10 protein-coding genes and 2 pseudogenes are annotated in these 19421 nt (G+C 55.2%); 5 read left to right on the forward strand and 7 right to left on the reverse strand.

Annotation, left to right across the window (positions count from 1 at the left end; genetic code table 11):
* Positions 1 to 57: 57 nt before the first annotated feature.
* From G6N80_RS22655 to G6N80_RS22680, 6 genes are all read right to left on the reverse strand, one after another.
* Positions 58 to 426 carry a response regulator gene (locus G6N80_RS22655; RefSeq protein WP_165137507.1) on the reverse strand — a complete coding sequence of 123 codons (369 nt, stop codon included), beginning with the start codon at positions 424 to 426 and terminating at the stop codon, positions 58 to 60.
* Entirely contained in the window at positions 416 to 3829 is a 3414-nt protein-coding gene (locus tag G6N80_RS22660) for a CheR family methyltransferase (protein WP_246251531.1), read from the reverse strand. The genes G6N80_RS22655 and G6N80_RS22660 overlap by 11 nt, the downstream gene beginning before the upstream one ends.
* 63 nt (positions 3830 to 3892) lie before the next feature.
* The gene (locus G6N80_RS22665) at positions 3893 to 4465 is read right to left on the reverse strand and encodes a PAS domain-containing protein (protein ID WP_165137510.1); all 573 of its coding nucleotides are present in this window, start codon (positions 4463 to 4465) and stop codon (positions 3893 to 3895) included.
* Positions 4466 to 4724: 259 nt separating this feature from the next.
* On the reverse strand, positions 4725 to 6662 hold the full coding sequence (locus tag G6N80_RS22670) for a methyl-accepting chemotaxis protein (RefSeq protein WP_165137513.1): 1938 nt from the start codon (positions 6660 to 6662) through the stop codon (positions 4725 to 4727).
* Between the two features lie 233 nt (positions 6663 to 6895).
* On the reverse strand, positions 6896 to 7090 hold the full coding sequence (locus G6N80_RS22675) for a hypothetical protein (RefSeq protein ID WP_165137516.1): 195 nt from the start codon (positions 7088 to 7090) through the stop codon (positions 6896 to 6898).
* Positions 7091 to 7175: 85 nt separating this feature from the next.
* Positions 7176 to 8960 carry a methyl-accepting chemotaxis protein gene (locus G6N80_RS22680; RefSeq protein WP_165137519.1) on the reverse strand — a complete coding sequence of 595 codons (1785 nt, stop codon included), beginning with the start codon at positions 8958 to 8960 and terminating at the stop codon, positions 7176 to 7178.
* Between the two features lie 327 nt (positions 8961 to 9287).
* Here G6N80_RS22680 and G6N80_RS22685 point away from each other — a divergent pair, with 327 nt between their 5' ends.
* A complete protein-coding gene (locus tag G6N80_RS22685) occupies positions 9288 to 10088 on the forward strand; it encodes a helix-turn-helix domain-containing protein (RefSeq protein WP_165137523.1) in 801 nt (266 codons plus the stop codon).
* Between the two features lie 1025 nt (positions 10089 to 11113).
* Positions 11114 to 13258, forward strand: coding sequence for a bifunctional diguanylate cyclase/phosphodiesterase (locus G6N80_RS22690; protein WP_165137526.1), 2145 nt, complete (start codon positions 11114 to 11116; stop codon positions 13256 to 13258).
* 400 nt (positions 13259 to 13658) lie between these two features.
* Here G6N80_RS22690 and G6N80_RS22695 read toward each other — a convergent pair whose 3' ends face one another.
* Complete coding sequence (locus tag G6N80_RS22695) at positions 13659 to 14333, reverse strand: BA14K family protein (RefSeq protein WP_165137529.1); 675 nt, start codon at positions 14331 to 14333, stop codon at positions 13659 to 13661.
* A 338-nt stretch (positions 14334 to 14671) separates the two neighbouring features.
* On the opposite strand from G6N80_RS22695, the gene G6N80_RS22700 reads away from it, so the two are divergent.
* The 3 genes and pseudogenes from G6N80_RS22700 to G6N80_RS23600 all read left to right on the forward strand — a co-directional run.
* The gene (locus tag G6N80_RS22700) at positions 14672 to 16741 is read left to right on the forward strand and encodes an ATP-dependent helicase (protein WP_165137532.1); all 2070 of its coding nucleotides are present in this window, start codon (positions 14672 to 14674) and stop codon (positions 16739 to 16741) included.
* 733 nt (positions 16742 to 17474) lie between these two features.
* Positions 17475 to 18644, forward strand: a pseudogene (locus G6N80_RS22705) (PAS domain-containing protein); the annotation flags it as partial.
* 99 nt (positions 18645 to 18743) lie between these two features.
* Positions 18744 to 19259: pseudogene (locus tag G6N80_RS23600) on the forward strand (GGDEF domain-containing protein); the annotation flags it as partial.
* Positions 19260 to 19421: the final 162 nt, after the last annotated feature.

Consider the following 19421-nt stretch of genomic DNA (forward strand, 5'->3'; position numbering starts at 1 on the left):
GAGGTACTCCTTTTCGAAGCTGTAACACCTGTCATCGAACTTCAGTCAACTACTGTATCAAGCAGCTCTGCCCTTAACTCTGGAGCTTATAAGCTTCTCGACCAACGCTGTCGGATGGTAGGGCTTCTGACACACCAAGGCTTGCGGGTATTCTTGTTGAAGTTTCGCAGGGTCCGCATGACCCGAGTGAAATACAAATGGAATGCCCGATTCCGTAAGAAGGTCCGCGACGGGGAAGACTTCGCCGTCTGTCAGGCGAACATCGAGAATGGCGCAGTCAACAACGTTGGCTTCCAAGAACTCTAGCGCCTCCCGGGTGCTGGCGAATGGGCCTGATACCTCCCACCCTTCATCTTCGAGGGTCATCTGGATATCGAGGGCGACGAACATTTCGTCTTCAACCAGCAGAACAGTTTTATGCGTCATGTCTCACCGAGCTTGGCATTATCAACACGTGCGAGAGGACCTGTCCATCGACATGGGTCTCGATCCTCGCGCCCAACTGCCTCGCAGAGGTGGAAAGCAATATCGTCCCAAAACCCGCATTCCCAGGCGCGATAACGTCCAAATCGCCGATTTCGTTCCATGTTAAAATCATACCCTTTTCTGTCCGCTCCCAATCGACGGCCAATCTGCCAGCCTCTCTACCAAGCACGCCATGCTTCACTGCGTTTGTTGCCCACTCGTGAAGAATGAGCGTAAGAGGCGTAATGCAGTTGATAGACACCGGAAAAGGAGCATCCGAAACGCTGACTTTGGCCGCACGGGCATGGGGAGCGATCATAACGTCAACAAGTTCGTGCATCTCGACCGGCTCTTCTCTATTTCGATTAGACGCAAGCGTATGGGCGTTGCCAAGTGCCAACACACGACCTTCGACATCAGCGACGAGCGCTTTCGTCGTTTCGTGCTTACGCGCTGCGATACGCAGGATACCGCCAATCATAGCGAACAGGTTCTTTACGCGATGGTTCATCTCGCTGATCATCAGCTCGCGCGCTTCGGCGAGCTCATTCTCGGCAGTCACATCAACGCTGACACCTATGATGCGCGGTGGGTCGCTTTCTTCAAGATAACGGCCGAATGTTTTTATCCAGCTAAAGCGTCCATTCCCTTCAAGCCGCGTCGTAATCTCAAAGGCCTCATGCCCATCAGCCTCCGCGTTGATGAGGGCAGCGCGCATATGTTCGCTATCGTCGTAAGACAGCTTGCTCAGAAAGTCGTCCAGGGATGGGCGTTCGTGATCCGTCTGAAGCAATGCCATCGCAGCACCGCCGAATACGAACTGGTGTTCGCTAGGCACGTACTCCCAGACGCCAATGCCTGAGGCTTCGATCGCCAGGTCATGGCGGTTCTGCTCGGCAGCCAACTGGCTTTCGATGCTGATGGCGTGGCTGATGTCGGTAAAGACGATTGTCGCACCACTAATTGTGCCATCAATCGTGCGGTAAGGTAGAATTTTGAGCGAGAACGTGCGGTCACTGTCACGATCCGACACCATTTCCTGATACTCGGCCCCGTGGTTCATGACATTCTCGACGCGGGTCGTCAGATCGAAGCTGAGAAGACGGTTTGTGACGTCCGATAGAGGTCGGCCACGGTCAGTTGGCTGCAGCGGGAAGATGGTCGTTGCAGCCTTCGTGTAGGATCGAAGCCGGCCTTCCCTATCAAGAACGATGACGGCCAGGCTGGTGGACTCGAAAAAGTTTCGCAGGTCCGTATTGGCAACGGTGACCTCATCAACCTTGGTCTTTAGCTCATCGTTGACCGTGGTCAGTTCCTCGTTCGTCGACTGAAGCTCCTCGTTCATCGACATCATTTCTTCGTTGGAGCTTTTTAGTTCCTCATTAGCCGTTTCGAGTTCCTCGATTGCAGATCGCAGACGATGTTTAGCCGTACGCAGCTCACGCTCAAGACTCTCGATGTGCCCATTATTGGGCTCTAGGTCGATCAAGTCGCCCGCTTCAAGTTGAGTGAACTGGGCTACTTCTTGGAAGACCACAAGAAACGCGCCCGCTTCGAGCGGATCGCAGATGATATCGGTTTTAAGCGTGCCGAAATCGGTGACGACCTCAATGCCGCGGGCGACCACCCGCTTCCTGACTGAGACCACCTGCCGAACCAGTGGCCCAAGTTGCTCCCGCACGCCCGGCCGAGCCAAACTCGCGGCGCTGGACTCATTGATGCCAGTCACAGGAAAATCGAAAAATCGACCAAGCCGTCCGTATGCCGCAACGATCTGGCCATCGTTATCGAGGACGACGCTGGCAGGCACGTATTTTTCCATAAGCCTTGCTGTCGCCAACTGCTCGACGCTTTCGCTAGAAGTTGGCGCAGAAGACGCTACCTGCGGACGCCGGATGTCTCGCCGCTCGCCGGGCAGCGGGATGGGGTAAGTCGGAGAACCTGGCACTCGTTCAAACAGTCGTGCTTTCTGGCTGATAACCGAAAACACGTTATCGAACCTGCCGACACTCTCAGACGATCCCAAAAACAGGTAACCACCCGGCCGAATGGCATAATGCATTAAAGGCATGACCCGCTTCTGCAGCTTGTCATCGAAGTAGATCAGCAGGTTGCGGCACGAGATCAGATCGATCTTCGAAAATGGCGGGTCTTTGATGAGGCTGTGACCTGAGAACCGGATCATATCTCGGATCTGGCCAACAAAAGTGAACCGCTCCTTATGCGGAATGACATAGTGTTCTTGCAGATCGTGGGGTATGTCGGAGAGCGAGGCGATCGGATAAGATCCCTCCCGTGCAATCCTCAACATGCTTTCGTCGATATCGGTCGCAAAAATCTGCACATTGCATGGCAGGTTAAGCTTGCGGGCAGCCTCTGCAAACAGGATTGCGATCGTATAGGCCTCTTCGCCACTTGAGCAGCCAGGGATCCAAACGCGGACGCCATCCTCCGATATCGCGCCGTCGCGTAATAGTGGGTCAATGGCCTTGTCGGCCAATACGTCAAACGATGGCTTGTCGCGGAAAAAGCGGGTGACATTGATCAGCAGATCACGAAACAGCGCTTCGCATTCGTTGTGATCGTTTTGGACACGCTCCAGATAGTCGGCGCCGCTATCGATACCAAGGACATGCATGCGGCGCTCGACCCGGCGAACAAAGGTCGTGCGTTTGTATCCGGCAAAATCGTGGCCAACTACGCCCTGGAGCGCGGTGCAAAGGTCATCAACATGGTCGGCTACCTTGGAGGCTTCTTTGTTATCAGCCCCCTGGCTCTTGCGAAAAAAGAACCCTCCTATGCAGCTCAAAATCTGGTCAGGCGGCTGGATGAAGTCCACCAAGCCAGTTCCGGTTGCAGCGACAGGCATGCCGTCGTACTTCGCCGTCGATGGCTCTTGCACGACACAGAGGCCGCCATTTTCTTTGATTGCTCGAAGGCCAGTCGACCCGTCAGCGCCCGTCCCTGATAAGATAACACAGGCAGAATTTGCGTTTTGGTCGTTGGCCAGCGAGATAAAAAAATCGTCTATCGGGCGCCTTAGCCCTCGAGGCTCCTCGAAATCCTTAAGCGCCAGTCTTCCCCGTTCAATGCTCAGACCCTTGCCTGGAGGGATAACGAAAACAGTGTCGGCCTCGATCGCTTCGCCGCCTTCGCACTGCTGAACGGACAGCTGAGTATGTCTACCCAGCAACTCAGCGAGCATACTCTCGTGGTCGGGCGCAAGATGCTGCACCACAACGAAGGCAAGCCCGGTCGGCACCTCGGCTGCAGCAAACATCTCGCGAAGGGCTTCAAGGCCGCCAGCCGACGAGCCTATGCCGACAACAGGAACAGGCTGTTCGGGTTTACGAATGTCGGTCAAATACTATCCCTCAGCCTCTGCAGCGAGGCGCATGTTTCAAGCCCCGTTTAGCGAGGCCCTTTATCAATAGGGCGAATTGGTTTCCAATTCAGCCAATGCCAATTTGGCCTGCGCAATTGTGGTAGTCGAGTTCGCGATCGTGGCCAGGGTGCCCTCAACCATCACGTTGTGACCGTCAAGAAGCGGCTTCAGTCGCGCCAGTGTGTTGCCAAGAGCGTCATCGTAAGCACGCAAAAGATCCGGATGGGTCCGGCTCACATCAAACTGCGACGCAATGATGTAGCGCACCTGCCCAGTTGAGGCTTTTAACTTTGACATAAAAAGAAGATTGACGAACGGACGGCCGTCTCTACGGAAATTTACGATCGGCGCCCTCACATTCGCTTCGTCACCATGGATAAACGCATGTAGTTTGCGCCTGGCTTCATCGTTCGAAGCGCACTCGCCATCTGACCGTCGTTGGAGAAAACGACAGTTGCGACCAATCACATCGGTGCTGTCGTACCCGGTCAGCTTATAAAATTGCTCATTGGCTAAAACCAACGGGTTATCACGGTCTGTGCTTGCCAATGCTAGCGCAATGGAAGAATTGTCGAAGAGATTCTTTAGCGCCGGCTCGATATCGCTTTCTTGCATCTTATTTCCGATGAGATGGTCTGCTAGCGCACCATATGTAGCTTTTAACCGCGATTGGAAGGCCGATACGTCATTTATATGACGAGGCGCTAATAAAGTCCGAATACCCTCAAAGTTTCTTGAGGGTCCTGAGTTTACTGAGCTGAGTTTAGTCTCATCCAGCGGCACTAGAGCCCCGGCGGCCCCAAACTACATCAGAGAATATAAAAAATGGCCCGAGTCATGCCGGGCCATTAAAACCGGCTGCTATACTTAATCTTCAGAACTCCTGCCAATCGTCGGCTTTGTGTGCCAGGTTGCCTTGCGTTTGAGGGAGTGCGCGGGCGACGCGCGGCCGTGCTGGGGCGGATGCCGGCGCAGGCTGGGCAATTGTCTGTGCGACCTGTCGCAAGGCAGAGGAATGCGAAACCGCAGAGGCCTCCAGTTGGAACATGGAAACCAGTTCCCTCAGTTTGCCTGCTTCCTGCGAAAGTGAAGCGGCTGCAGCTGTTGATTGCTCGACCATTGCTGCGTTCTGCTGCGTCGTTTGATCCATCTGGTTGACCGCAACATTAACCTCGGTCAGTCCTGTGGACTGTTCACGCGACGAGGTCGCAATCGACTCCATAAAGCTGTTGATCCGGGTGATGTGATCACCGATCGTCTTGAGCGCTTCGCCAGTCTGACGCACAAGCTTTACGCCGCCTTCAACTTCACCGGTCGAATTCTGGATAAGGCCCTTGATCTCCTTGGCTGCCTGAGCTGAGCGTTGGGCAAGTTCACGAACTTCCTGCGCGACAACCGCGAAACCCTTTCCGGCCTCCCCGGCGCGTGCCGCCTCGACACCTGCGTTGAGTGCCAGCAGGTTCGTCTGGAATGCAATCTCGTCAATGACCCCGATGATGTTGGAGATCTGTTGTGAGCTGCTTTCAATACGCTGCATTGCTTCTTCGGCATGAGCCACGACATTTGCTGACTGCGTGGCACTGTGCGTTGCAGCCTGGGCCACCGATCTTGCTTCCTCAGTCATTTTGGAGGAGCTGGAAACGTTTGCCGTGATCTGATCGAGCGCCGCAGCTGTTTCCTCAAGGGCTGCTGCCTGCTGCTCAGTGCGTTTGGACAGATCATTCGCACCGGAGGCTATTTCGCGTGTCCCGGAATCCATGTTGCCAACCGCAGTGATAACCGCGCTGACCGTCTGGCTGAGTTGTTCGACAGTCGCATTGAAATCCTGGCGCAGAGGCTCGTATTCCGGCGCAAATTGCGTCTGAATACGACACGCAAGGTCGCCACCGGCAAGCCGTTTCAGACCCGCGCCGAGGGCGGAGCTTGCGATACGAAGCTGTTCAGCCTCACGGGCAGTGCGCTGTTGTTCGGCCTCGCGCTGCTTTTCGGCCTCCGAGCGATTGGCCAACGCTTCCTGTTCGAGCCGCTTGTTGGACAGCGAACTCTGCCGGAAGACTTCAACCGCAGAAGCCATGGCTCCAACCTCATCCGAGCGGCCCTCGAACGGAATTTTGCTCTGGTCATCACCACCTGCCAGACGGCGCATGGCCTCGGTTATGGCATTGATGGGCCGCGCGATGCCTGCAACTGCGAAATACATGCCTGCGAAGCAGATCAGCATAGCGACGATTGCCAACGACAGGACTGTCGTAAACGCGGAGCTCGCGTCTATCTCAGCAGTTTCAACCACGGATTTGGAGTTTGCGATGATCGCGTCTACAAGCTCGGCGATCTTCGCATTCACCTTGTCGGCACGCGGCTTCAGCTCAGCCTTGAAGTAAGCAGCTGCCTTGGGAATATCACCAGCCGCAACGTGGTCGGTATACCGCCTGGCAACCGCATCATAGTCTGCAAGCAATGGCTTGATATCGTTGACGAGCGCGCGACCCTTCTCTGTGCGAACTTTGGACTCATAGCGTGCCATTGCATCACGCAGTGCGGCCTCGAAACCTTTCAGTGTCTGCTGTTCAGCGTCAAATCCGGCTTTGTCACTCACCATAACATGGCGCGCAAGCGCGAGCCGGACGTTTGCAAACTCTCCCTTGATGTCGCGCGCCGTCAGAAGCCGTTCCATCCAGTATTCGCCGACCTCAGCTGTTTCGGCGCGCATCGATGAGATGCTTGAAACGCTTGTGTAAGAAAGGGCTCCAACCGAGGTGACGATTGAGCTCAGCATGCCGATAAGCGCGTTGCGAAGGGAAGGTCGTTTCATAATCGATTCCAGCGTTAGATTTCCTCAACGCCAAATTTAGTATTATAAAGTTAAATAATCGTAAAATTCTAATATTACCCAAATAGTTTTTATGTTACGGACATAAAAAAGGTGCAATTAGGACTACTTTTTCATACTAATGGAATTACTACTAATATAGATGGAAGATTTTAAATCATATTATGCAAAATAATTTTTGATAAGTATTTTATTGCTAAGCAAATTTAGCACCTTCATTGCGGAACAGATTTCAACTCTTCTCGATGTATCATCCGCACCTCTTCGACCTGCTCACCGAGAAGCTCAATGAGCTTCCGCAAGGAGCGACAATAGGCCTGCAGGGCCTCGTGTGCCTCTGCCGTCTCTTCGCCCGTCTCAATGGTGGGCACAGAAAGATTGTATGCGGTTGGGAAACGAACGACTGACATGGATGACCTCACCTCGAAGAAATCAGACCTGCGCAATGAACCATGGCGCTCGTGGGGGATGAGCGCCATGATTCAGATCAATCAATCAGAACTCTTCCCAGCTCTCGGTCTTGAGGGCTGCATTGCCCTGAAAGGCTTGAGGCGGGCGCACCTTGGCCTGACGGGGTGAAGAGAAGATCGATTGAACATTTGGATTGGAGGTGAGCGAAGTAGAGCGACTTCCTGGGACATTGGTACCGATGTTGAACTGTCCTATCAGCTCGAACAGTTTCTCCGCTTCACGCGCGAGGCTGTGAGATGCGGCTGACGTCTCCTCGACCATGGCTGCATTTTTCTGCGTCCCCTGGTCCATCGTGTTGACGGCGATGTTGATCTCCTTGAGGCCCGTCGACTGTTCGCGCGATGCCTCGACAATGGCGCCGACATTGCTGTCAACCTGGACGACTTGAACGACGATCTCCTGAAGCGCCTTGCCGGTGTCTCCAACCAGGGCAACACCGTTTTTGACGTGTTCATTGGAGGTGTTGATCAGCGCCTTGATTTCCTTTGCAGCCTTTGCAGATCGCTGGGCGAGTTCTCTGACTTCCTGGGCAACAACCGCAAAGCCCTTGCCCGCCTCACCCGCTCTTGCTGCTTCCACACCAGCATTCAGCGCCAGGAGGTTGGTCTGGAACGCAATTTCGTCGATCACGCCAATGATGTTGCCAATCTCGCCTGCCGATTGCTCGATCTTGCCCATGGCTTCCACGGCCTGACCAACGACTTTGCCGGAATATTCTGCGTTTTCCTTTGTGCGACGAACCAGATTACCGGCATCCTGCGCGCGATGGCTCGAGTCAGCAACGGTTGTGGTAATCTCCTCAAGAGCCGCCGCCGTTTCCTCTACCGACGCAGCTTGCTGTTCGGTGCGCTTGGCAAGATCGTTCGATGCAACCTGGATCTGCTGCGAGGCGGCTGCGATTGCGCCAGCATTCTCCAGGATGGTTTCGAGTGTTCTTCGAAGCTTGGCTGATGTCGCATTATAGTCCGTACGCAGGCGCTCTAATGCAGGCAGGAAAGGTTTCTGGATGTCCTGCGTCAAGTCGCCATGTGACAGCGCCTGGAGGGCTTCCGCGAGATTATTGACGTTGCTTACCCGTTCACTGACATCAGTGGCAAACTTGACGACTTTGAAGACCTTGCCGTTCATGTCGAAGATTGGATTGTAGGAAGCCTGAATGTAAACCTTCTTTCCGCCCTTTCCGATACGCATGAATTCATCCGCAACGAACTCACCTCCCGCCAGCTTCTGCCAGAACTGCTGGTACTCGGCACTCTGTGTATAGCTTGGCTCGCAGAACATCGAATGGTGACGTCCCTTGATTTCTGCCATCTGGTAGCCGAGAGCATTCAGGAAGTTCTCGTTGGCATTCAGGATTTCGCCGTCCGGCTTGAACTCGATCACCGCTTGAGCTCGGGAGAGCGCGTTGATTTTGCCGCTATCTTCAGCAGCCTTTAGCTTTTCTGCCGTGATGTCTGTTGCGAATTTGACGATCTTGTATGGCTTGCCGCCTTTGAACACCGGATTGTACGATGCCTCTATCCAGACCTCACGGCCACCCTTTGCAATTCGCTTGTATTGGCGGCGATCAAACTCGCCGCGTCCCAGCTTGGCCCAGAACTCACGGTAGTCCTGACTATTAACCTCGGCCGGATCCACGAACATCCGGTGATGTTGACCGACGATCTCCGCAAGACTGTAATCAAGCGTCTTCAAGAAATTCTCGTTTGCAGTCAGGATGGTACCGTCGAGCTTGAACTCGATGATAGCTTGAGACCTGCTGACGGCTTTCAGCACGGCCTTTGCATCCGCGCCACCTAGACTGAACATTACCCTTCTCCATAGCCAGAAATACTAGAAAGGAGCTCAGGTCCCCCGACCGAATGTGAGCAATTCCCTTTTAAGTGAGCCAATTCTCAGATGGAATATTTAAAAATGAATAAAAGCATCCCTGCATATATGCCGGTAATTGCCTCTTTTTGCGCTTTTTTGTGCGAAAAACGATCTTCAAATGATCCAGACCAAACAGTTCAACGTAAGCCCCGCTCAATATTTCAAGTGTATCATAATAAAATGCAACATAATGACGAACTAAAGTTGACGTTTGCCAAGTCGTCCGCTCCGGCTGAGATCCACACAGCCAGGAGCTGGAGAGGCGTGTCGGTACAATACTCGCGCCTGCAGCTTCCAACGGAATACGAATTCCGCTGGGAGGGGGAAAGCCATTATCTGGCTTACCACGATCTTGTTCTCCAAGACGGCGAGATGGAGGTGTTAGGCGAACGGCCCATTCAGGGCCGCGATCTGCGGGACCAGATGACCTACGTACCACAAGGGCAGACCATCACCGGTTGGGCCAAACCCGCAGATCGACTAAATGCGTTCACCGTGGTGTGTTTCGATCCGACGACCATGGAAGAAGAATTGCAGGTGGAATTTGGGACAGTAGAGCCACGGCCGCACATCTATTTCCAGGATCAGGAATTGGGCACCACGATGCGTAAGCTGGGAAGGCTGATGGCGGATCTCGAAAGACCCGCTGCCAAGGTTTATGCCGAGGCGGTCGGCCTGACAGCCGCCCTGGAAATGGTACGCCTTCAGTCTGAAAATGCCCTTCGCGTCGTGAAGCCGGGCGAACTCAGCCAATCGCAGCGCAGGCTCGTTCTCGACTACATTGAAGCCAATCTCGCATCCGATATCGGGCTCGATGATTTGGCAGCCGTAGCCGTCATGACGCGCTTCCATTTCTCGCGCGCGTTCAAGGCAACCTTCGGGGAGCCTCCCTATAAGTTCGTCATACGCCGACGCATTGAAAGAGCCCGAAAGATGCTCGCGGAAACCCGTCTTTCCGTTGCAGACATCGCCGCTGCCTGCGGCTTTAGCAATGGCAGCCAGTTTACGCGTACCTTCCGGGACACTGTTGGCGTCCCGCCGCTTCTGTTTCGAAAATCGGTATAGTTCAGCCTGACGTCCACACCATCCCGCATGGGTTGTGATCCTCAAGTCGGCTGTAAAGTTATAAGCGCAACTAAAGGTCCCTTTCATGCTGCCCCTGTATTTACACGCCCCCAATCGGAGGAGGGAACGCGCGACGGTCCCAAAACGTCTGAAGGTGTGGGTACCTCCATCTCCGCAGGCAGTGAAAAGTGCCGCCGGAAAAACGTAAGCCGCGTCTGGTGCAATGGCAGGCTCACCGCTAGCACCTTTTGCACACGCTTGTGCTTCATGGCGGTCGGCGCAGAGTTTGTCAGATCAACAAGACCACACGTCGACTTTATCCCCTTAATTTTTAACGCAACGCGATCGTGTGACATCGGCCTTTGGTCGAACTCCAGCCAATCCCGAACATTCCAATGATGCAGGTTGGATAGGTGGTCGATGTGCCGGAATGGGAGTGCCTGACCGGTCAAACGGCTGGATGCAAGCGGTCCATTCAGATGATCGCGACCGAGTTGAAGCTGCCTGGCGCATCGCGGTCAGTCACGGCTCATAATACTCTCGCCTGAGTATTTTGCTCCTTCCATTCTGAACGGTTTGAAAGAAGGATATGTTTCGGCGTGGTATTTTACCGTCCCATCGGCCCCTAAAGCTGACCCCCACCACGCCGAAATGAAGGCAAATCGACTAAAGTGTCAAATATACCACCGGGTAAATCCTTATCGCTGAGGGGGGACAAACCGCAATGTTTAATCTCTCAGCGTTCTCGAACGACGCCACTGCTGCCGAGGCGTTTAAAATTAAATCGAAATGACCGATACGTCTTTCAGCCGTTTCATAAAGCAGCTTGAGCGTAGCGAGAACTTATCAAAACGTGCAAGCATTTGAGGCGCAGCAAAATTTGGTACTCGATCACGTAAAATGCTGAACATCCAGCTTAGATCACCGAAAGGATCTTGTGCGTATCCTTTAGACGCAGCGCATATGCGGACATGATGTCTCACTGCCGTCCATTGGACATCATTTCTCATTCTTTTGGATGTCTGATGAGTACAAAAGTGCGTGCTTCCCACCCCGCTCGTTCGCGGCGCATAGCGCTACTGACCGCGCTCAGCACTCTGTTTCTTGCCATGTCGGTCGCAGGTCTCCTCGGCTTCGCCATTCTCGTCATGCGCGATTCTGCCAATAAAATGGATGATGAAAGGGCCGTTCGCGCCGCACAGGCTGCTGTTCGGTCTGTCCAACAAAAACTCGCGGCTACGGTTACGGACAACGCGATCTGGGACGACGCCTATGCAGCGATCAACTCTGATCAAAAAAGTTCTTGGGCCTATGAAAACTGGGGAAAGACAACCAAAAATTACCCGCTTTATGACGCGGCGGTTGTTATTAGCCAAGACGGCAAGATTGTCTCTGCCTACGACAAAGGCGCGGCCTTCGAGCCCTATAGCCGCTTTGGGTCGTCCTTTTCCAAACTCGTGAAGGAGGCGAATTCGGCACAACGCGAACCCTTGCTACGCTTTGTTGCAGCCGGATCCGACACAGCGCTGATTGGAGCGCTCTCCATCCAACCCTTTTCGTCATCGACCGATGATCGTGCGTTTAGCGTGCTCAGCTTCTCGAAGATACTGTCACAAGAGGTGGTAGAACAGATCGCGTCGGAATACCAACTGACCGGCCTGCGCCTGCACCGGAGCGTATATCCTCCCCGGAACCTTCTCAGCATTGCTTTACCGGGCCAGGACGGTCGGCCCGTCGCCTTTCTCGCTTGGCCAAGCCAAAAACCCGGCTCGGCAGTCTATCAGCGCGTTGAGCCCTATATCATCTCTGCGACGGCCTTGATGTGTGCCTTTCTCATCTTAATCCTTGTCAGCAGCCGTAAAGAGACTGCATCGCTTCGTGCTCTGGCTGATAACGCCCATCACCAGGCAACGCATGACAGTTTGACGGGCCTCCTGAACAGAAGCGGTCTGCTCGAAATGCTTGCGTCGCCAGCCTGTGCTGGTGACGACGCAAACGCGGTCGCCACCTTGCATCTGATCGACCTTGATGGCTTTAAGGCCGTTAATGACGGGTGGGGTCACGCCATTGGCGACGAACTGCTGAAACTGGTTTCACAGCGGCTAAAGGTCGTGCATTCTGAAGCTGCTTTTGCAGCGCGCTTGGGTGGAGACGAATTCGCCTTGTTTCAGATCGGTCCCTCACTTCCAGAGACGTTTAGCCGCGAAATCGTTACCGTCCTTAAAAAGCCCTTTTTGATCGGAGGACGAACAATCGAGATTGGCGGCAGTGTCGGCCATTGCTCCCATCGACCATCTCTAGATCCGCTTGAGCTGGTGAGGCGTGCCGACATGGCCTTGTACAAAGCCAAGCAGCTCGGTAAGGGCCGCGCCTTCGCCTACGCGCCGGACCTGGATGCCGAGCGGGAAGAATTGGCGTGTCTTGAAGGGCAGTTGCGGCGCGCAATCGCCGATGATGCCATAAAACCGGTATTCCAGCCGCTTGTCTCGGTCGCCTCTCAAAAGATCTGCGGCGTCGAGGCCTTGGCACGATGGCACTCGCCTACGGGCTTTGTTGCACCCGATGTCTTCATCCCCCTGGCAGAGCGTTCCGGATTGATTGACGATCTGGGAATGAAGATCCTCACATTCTCCATTCGGGCCGCCAGCGGCTGGAACGAGCTTTCGCTGTCGGTTAACATATCCCCGATCCAGTTGTGTAATCCGAATTTCGTTGACGACGTGACAGACATTCTTGCGAAAGAGAATTTTGACCCGCACCGACTGACGCTAGAGATCACAGAAGGCGTTCTGATCTCCAATCCGGATCAGGCCAGCCGTGCGATCAACGCATTGAAGGAACGTGGCATCCGATTTGCGTTAGATGACTTTGGGTGTGGTTTTGCCAGCATTGGTGCGCTTCGGCAGTTCGGCTTCGACCGAATGAAACTTGATCGCTCGCTGGTATGGGGTCTGGACGATGATGGACGCGGCTCCGGTATTCTCAAAGCTACGATCGCCTTGGCGGCTGCACTGAATATTCCCGTGACTGCAGAAGGGATCGAGACCGAAACGCAAGCAAAGGCCCTCGGCGCTGCCGGTTGCGACCAACTCCAGGGTTACCTCGTTGGGAAACCGATGAGTGCCCAGGCCCTCGATGATCTTCTCTCAAGCGAACGTCTCGTTGCGTAGAACAGAATGGAATGGGGTGTCTCTTGTCGAAGAAGAAGCTGTATGACGCCGCGAGAAAGCGGGCCGACAAACTGCTGAAGATGAAACCTGACGGCGACGCAGCATCATCGGCACCAATAGCAGCCAGCACGGGAAGCGTTGGCTAGGCGTCGAGAACAGCTGTGTAGTTCTCCTCACCCGCTCCGCCGAACCAGCTCCCGCCAAAAAGCCTCGCCTCGACTGCAAACCAGAAGCTTGTTTTGCTGGCGGGCCGGATCATCACCTGATGTTCTTGGCCGGGTTTTCGCTGCTGCGCTTCCACCGACTTGTTGTCGCGTCTGTTTAAGATTGACATCAAGCAGACAAAGCGAATGTCATTCAGTTTGAGGGATTTGGCTACTGCTGGGTCACGGATTTCCGTCTACTGACAAAGCCGGCGAGCCCCGCCACCATAAGGCTGATACGTATTATCTTCCATGCGGTAGGAACGATAGCGTGCGGCGCAGGAAGCAACGCGCCCCGCATCGACAACATTTTCGCCGCCATCGTTCATCGCCATCTCGCCCGGCAAGGCATCTAAGCTGTCCTGGTGCGCCTCGAAGCTGTCGCTCCCATTCGGTGCCGGCGAAATAGGATTTACCTCGTCAGTCTGCGGGTTAGCTGCCTGTTGAGTGAAAGGGGACACGCACTCGCGGCGACCGCCGCCAAAAGGTGTGTAGCTGTTATCCCTTGGGCGATAGGAGCGGTAACGTGATGAGCACCATGCAAGGTGCGCTTCGCTCAGTTGCGGCATCTCCGGTTCAGCGAGCTCCCGAGGCGCGATGGCACCGGTCACCCCCCTGTCGAGGGTTCGGCTCATCTGATCGTCTGCAGCCGTGGCCACCAGATCTTTAGCAACTGTGACGCCTGGAACACGCTCAAGATTGACCGCGGCAGTGTTCACTCGCACGGGGTGGTCGGTCCATAAAATCTGATTGCCCGTAAGATGTTGCTTATCTGATCGAGCCGAAAAATAACCAGCAGAAATCACGAGCCCGGCAACGAAAGTGATGACGGATAGACCAAGACCACCAAGGATCGCGAGAACCAGTTTCATGAGAGCCTCCAGCATAGTCGCTCGAAAATGCGTCAGAATTGAACTGGTTCCCCAAGAGCAGCGATACAATCGGAAGACCGCCGACAGTCAGTTGCATCCCGTCTAGAAATCTCAGCTTTCCTGCGGTCTTCCTTCAACGAATTGCAGTGGCACCGGCGACTGTGGCGGTTATCTAGGTTGAGTTTATTCGCGCGGATAACTCGCGCAGACCATTCAGTCGCTACCCTTGCTCATTCACTCAAACACGATTCACAGAATTGGTTGATACTGATATGTTCTATTTTCGTTCCATCTGATAAGAGACGCTTTTCCTACCCGAAGAGCTTGCGTGGGGACCGATGACTGCTGCCTATCTCGAAAAACTGAACGACCGCCAGCGTGAGGCTGTTGAACATGGCGTAGGCCTGCCAGACGTTGGCATCGGAGGACCGCTGCTGATCATCGCCGGTGCTGGATCTGGCAAGACCAATACGCTCGCCCATCGCGTGGCCCATCTCATCGTGCACGGCGCAGATCCCCGCCGCATTCTGCTGATGACCTTCTCGCGCCGCGCCGCCGCCGAGATGGCCCGTCGCGTGGCGCGGATCTGTCGCCAGGTGCTGGGTGACAATGCCGCCGTCATGACCGACGCACTCGCTTGGTCCGGCACCTTCCATGGCATCGGCGCGCGGCTCATCAGGATCTATGCCGAGCAGATCGGGCTGAATGTCGACTTCACAATCCATGATCGAGAAGACAGTGCCGATCTCATGAACATCGTCCGTCATGATCTCGGCTTCTCCAAGACCCAGAACCGCTTTCCGACCAAGGGCACCTGCTTGGCGATCTATTCCCGCGTGGTCAATTCCGAGTGCAGCATCAGAGAGGTGCTGAAATCAGCCTACCCTTGGGTGCTCGAATGGGAGAGCGAACTCAAGAAGCTCTTTGCAGGCTATGTCGAAGCCAAGCAGGCGCAGAACGTGCTCGATTACGACGATCTCCTGCTCTATTGGGCGCAGATGGTTTCCGATACCAACATTGCCGACGATGTCGGCGGCCGTTTCGATCATGTCCTGGTCGACGAATATCAGGACACCAATCGCCTGCAGTCCTCCATCCTCATGGCGCTGAAGCCTGGCGGTCGTGGCCTGACCGTGGTCGGCGATGACGCCCAGTCGATCTACTCGTTCCGCGCCGCCACCATCCGCAACATCCTCGACTTTCCCAGTGCCTTCTCGCCGAGACCCGCCGACGTCATCACGCTCGATCGCAACTACCGCTCTACCGCCCCCATCCTGGCCGCCGCCAATGGTGTCATCGATCTCGCCCGCGAGCGCTTTACCAAGAACCTATGGACCGACAGGCAGTCCGAACAGCGCCCCGTTCTGGTGACGGTAAAGGACGAGGCGGATCAAGCCGGCTATATCGTCGAGCAGGTGCTGGCCAATCGCGAGGTCGGCGTACCGCTTAAGCAGCAGGCCGTGCTGTTCCGGGCGTCCAACCACAGCGGCCAGCTCGAAGTGGAGCTGACCCGGCGCAACATCCCCTTCGTCAAGTTTGGTGGGCTAAAATTCCTCGACAGCGCCCATGTCAAGGACATGCTGGCAGTGCTGCGTTTCGCCCAGAACCCGCGTGACCGCGTCGCGGGCTTTCGTCTCCTGCAGGTGCTGCCGGGTATCGGGCCTCAGACGGCCGCCCGCATCCTAGATACGATCGCCGCCGACCCCGAACCGCTGTTGTCATTGATGGAACTCCCTCCCCCGCCAAAGAGCGGCGAGGACTGGCCGAGTTTCACCTCGCTGGTTTCCGCCCTGCGCAAGTTCGAGGCGGGCTGGCCTGCGGAGATCGGGTTGGCGCGCGCCTGGTATGAGCTGCATCTCGATCGCATTCATGAGGATGCGGACACAAGGAAGGCCGACCTTCTTCAGCTTGAGCAGATAGCCTCCGGCTACGCCAATCGCGAGCGCTTCCTCACTGAACTGACGCTCGATCCGCCGGATGCCACGAGCGACCAGGCGGGCGTACCGCTGCTCGACGAGGACTATCTGATCCTCTCCACCATCCATTCTGCCAAGGGCCAGGAATGGCGCTCGGTCTTCATGCTCAATGTCGTCGATGGCTGCATTCCATCCGATCTCGGAACCGGCACGACGGCGGAGCTGGAGGAAGAGCGTCGGCTGCTCTATGTCGGCATGACGCGCGCCCGCGATAGGCTGCACCTGATCACGCCACAACGCTTCTTTACCCATGGCCAGAACGCCCAAGGCGACCGACATGTCTATTCCTCGCGCACCCGCTTCATACCGGCAACGCTGCTGCAGTTCTTCGAGACCGCGACCTGGCCAAAGGTGAGTGCCTCTGCTAGCGAGCGTAGCGCCAACCAGATCCGCATTGATGTCGGCGCGCGCATGCGCTCAATGTGGAGCTGATAGACGACAATTGGGACAGCAATGACGCCGGAAGCGTCTCCGCCTTCCCTTGCAAGATCATCTATGTCGATATGCATGTCTTATGCGTATCGGTGGAGCAGCGCGATCGTCCGGAGCTATGTGCACGCCTTTCTCACAACATCCTTATGATCGATGACCCCTCCTTCAGTGGCGCGTCTTCACATTTTTTGTCTTATTTTGGAATGCCTACGCTCAGGCAACGCCCCTCGCCCTTGCTGGAGCTGATCATGTCGCGTGAGTGGTGCCTGCGATATGCACCGCTTCGAATCGAAACATACAGGATGTGCGGCTGACCTCAGGATGTAATGGGCGTGGCGCACTTTTCGCCTTTGCTACCTCCCTTTTCTGACCGCTGACGCAACAGGAACCGCGAGAATGTCGCAATGACGTGTAGAGGCGGCAACCTGTGAGCCAAGCGCTGCACTGACGCCGACCAATGATCACGGGCATCCATGATGCAACCGACGCAAAGGCTATGTTTTGGCGGCCAGCATACCTGCCTCCGGTTGGTCCGCCGTCCGCGGAGCTTTAAGGAATGCTAACTTTAACCTTTTCGCGGTTGTTGATCCTTTGGCGGTAAGAGTGACCGATCCTTAGAGAAAGGCCGATGATGAGCGTTTGGCATGAGCTACTCTCCAATCTCGCGGTGGTAGCAATTGCCACTGCTTTCTGGACCTTTTCATATCGGCACCTAGTGCAATGGCCGCAACGGATGCGGTCGCTTACCTTCGGCGTTGTCATGTCCGTTGGCGTCTTGGCGGTCATGGCGCTGCCATTCCATTTTCGGGAGGGCGTCTATCTTGATACGCGATACACCTTCCTAGCCCTTTCGGGTTTCTTCGCCGGGCCATGGGCTGCAGTTCTGCCGCTTCTCACTGCAATTGCCCGTCGCATCGCAATCGGAGGCACGGGTCTATCAATTGCCCTGCCCCACATCGTCGCAGCAACTACCTTTGGTTTGGTGGGGCACAAGTTTGCGCGAAATCACATCCCGTCTTTTAAGATGCTCATCGTTTTGGCATGTGCTGTTGCGGCAAGTGGTACTCTCGGCTTCTATTGGGCCTTGCCACCCCAGATTTGGTGGCAGGTCACCACTGGAACGGTTTTGCCGTTCGCCGCTATCCTTTTCGGCGCAACGCTTCTGTCTGCTGGCGCTCTGACGCAAGAATTGCATCGACATACCGCGACCATCGAAAACCGCATCTATCGCGCAATCATTGAAGCGCTACCAGACTGCCTGAATGCCAAGGACGTGGCTGGGCGCTTCATCGTGGCAAACCCTGCCACAGCAAAACTCATGGGCGCCAAAACCTCAGCTGACTTGCAGGGTAAAACAGATGCAGACTTCTATCCTGCTGAAACGGCGGAAACCTTCAGGCGAGCAGAAATCGAAATGATGGCGAAAGGTGAGCCGATACGGATAAGGCAGAACTTCATCAGAAATGACGGCCAAGAAACTTGGCTCTCGACCTTGAAAGCTCCTCTTAGGGATGAATTCGGGAATCTCATCGGACTGATCACCCACAACAAGGAGGTAACGGAGCAGCGGCACCTTGAACTCGCTCTGACCGAGACAAGGGCAAGGCTCGAAAGCGCTATCTCCAGCATGGCGGATGGATTGGCCATGTTTGATTCGGAAGGACGACTTGTTTACCAGAACGAAAAGCACGGTGATCTTTTTCCGCTCACAGCCGATCTGCGAAAGCCAGGCATCCACCTCCGCGATATCGTCAAGGCCTCTCTCGAGCGGGGTGAGATCCCCATGACCGGAGAGTGCGTTGACAAGCTGGCAGACCAGACTGTGCACGCACTACTTTCGCCTGGAGACAGAACATTTCCCCTCACAAATGGACGCTGGGTTGAAACGCGAACGCGATTGGCAGGCAACGGCAGTACGACGATCGTTTTCTCGGACATCACCGAGAACCGGCAACGCGAACAAGAGCTTTGCAAGCTCAACGCGCGGCTTGCCGCTTTGGCCGATACCGACGGCTTGACTGGCGTTGCAAACCGGCGCGCATTCGACCGGGCGATTGAAGAGCTAACCAAGGGTGCTAATCGCCAGGCAAGAGATGTCGGTCTTTTGATGATTGACGTCGATCACTTCAAGGCCTTCAACGATACATATGGTCATCCTGCCGGAGATCAGTGTCTAAGACGAGTTGCGGAGACCATCGCGTCCCTGATTGGGACCTCCTCTGGCGCGATGTTAGCACGGTACGGCGGCGAGGAGTTTGCCGTGATTTTGCCAGGCATGAGCGCAACAGAGACTATTGAAGTGGCGCAGTGGATCTGCCGCGCCCTGCGTGACCTCGCCATCGATCATGTTGGCAGCGACAAGGGAGTGGTAACCGCCAGCGTCGGCGCAACAACTTGGCTTGAGACTTCGACACGCGATGTCGGACAGTTCTTGCGTCGTGCCGACCAAGCCCTCTACGAAGCAAAATCGGCGGGTCGAAGCTGCGTCAGAGGCCTGAACCGTCCACGCGCTGCATGAGCCTGACCTGCAACGAGCCCCGAGCTACTCATCTGTTCATAAATGCTTGCGAAACATCGCACCTGCTTTGCCAAGGTATACCTGCTGAGACAATGCCCGTGAGACGCAAACTAGTGTATCATTTGGGTTTATTTTGCAGATATGAGACGCTACCCAAAGAAG

The sequence above is a fragment of the Rhizobium rhizoryzae genome, assembly GCF_011046895.1.
GTDB classification, from domain to species: Bacteria; Pseudomonadota; Alphaproteobacteria; order Rhizobiales; family Rhizobiaceae; genus Neorhizobium; species Neorhizobium rhizoryzae.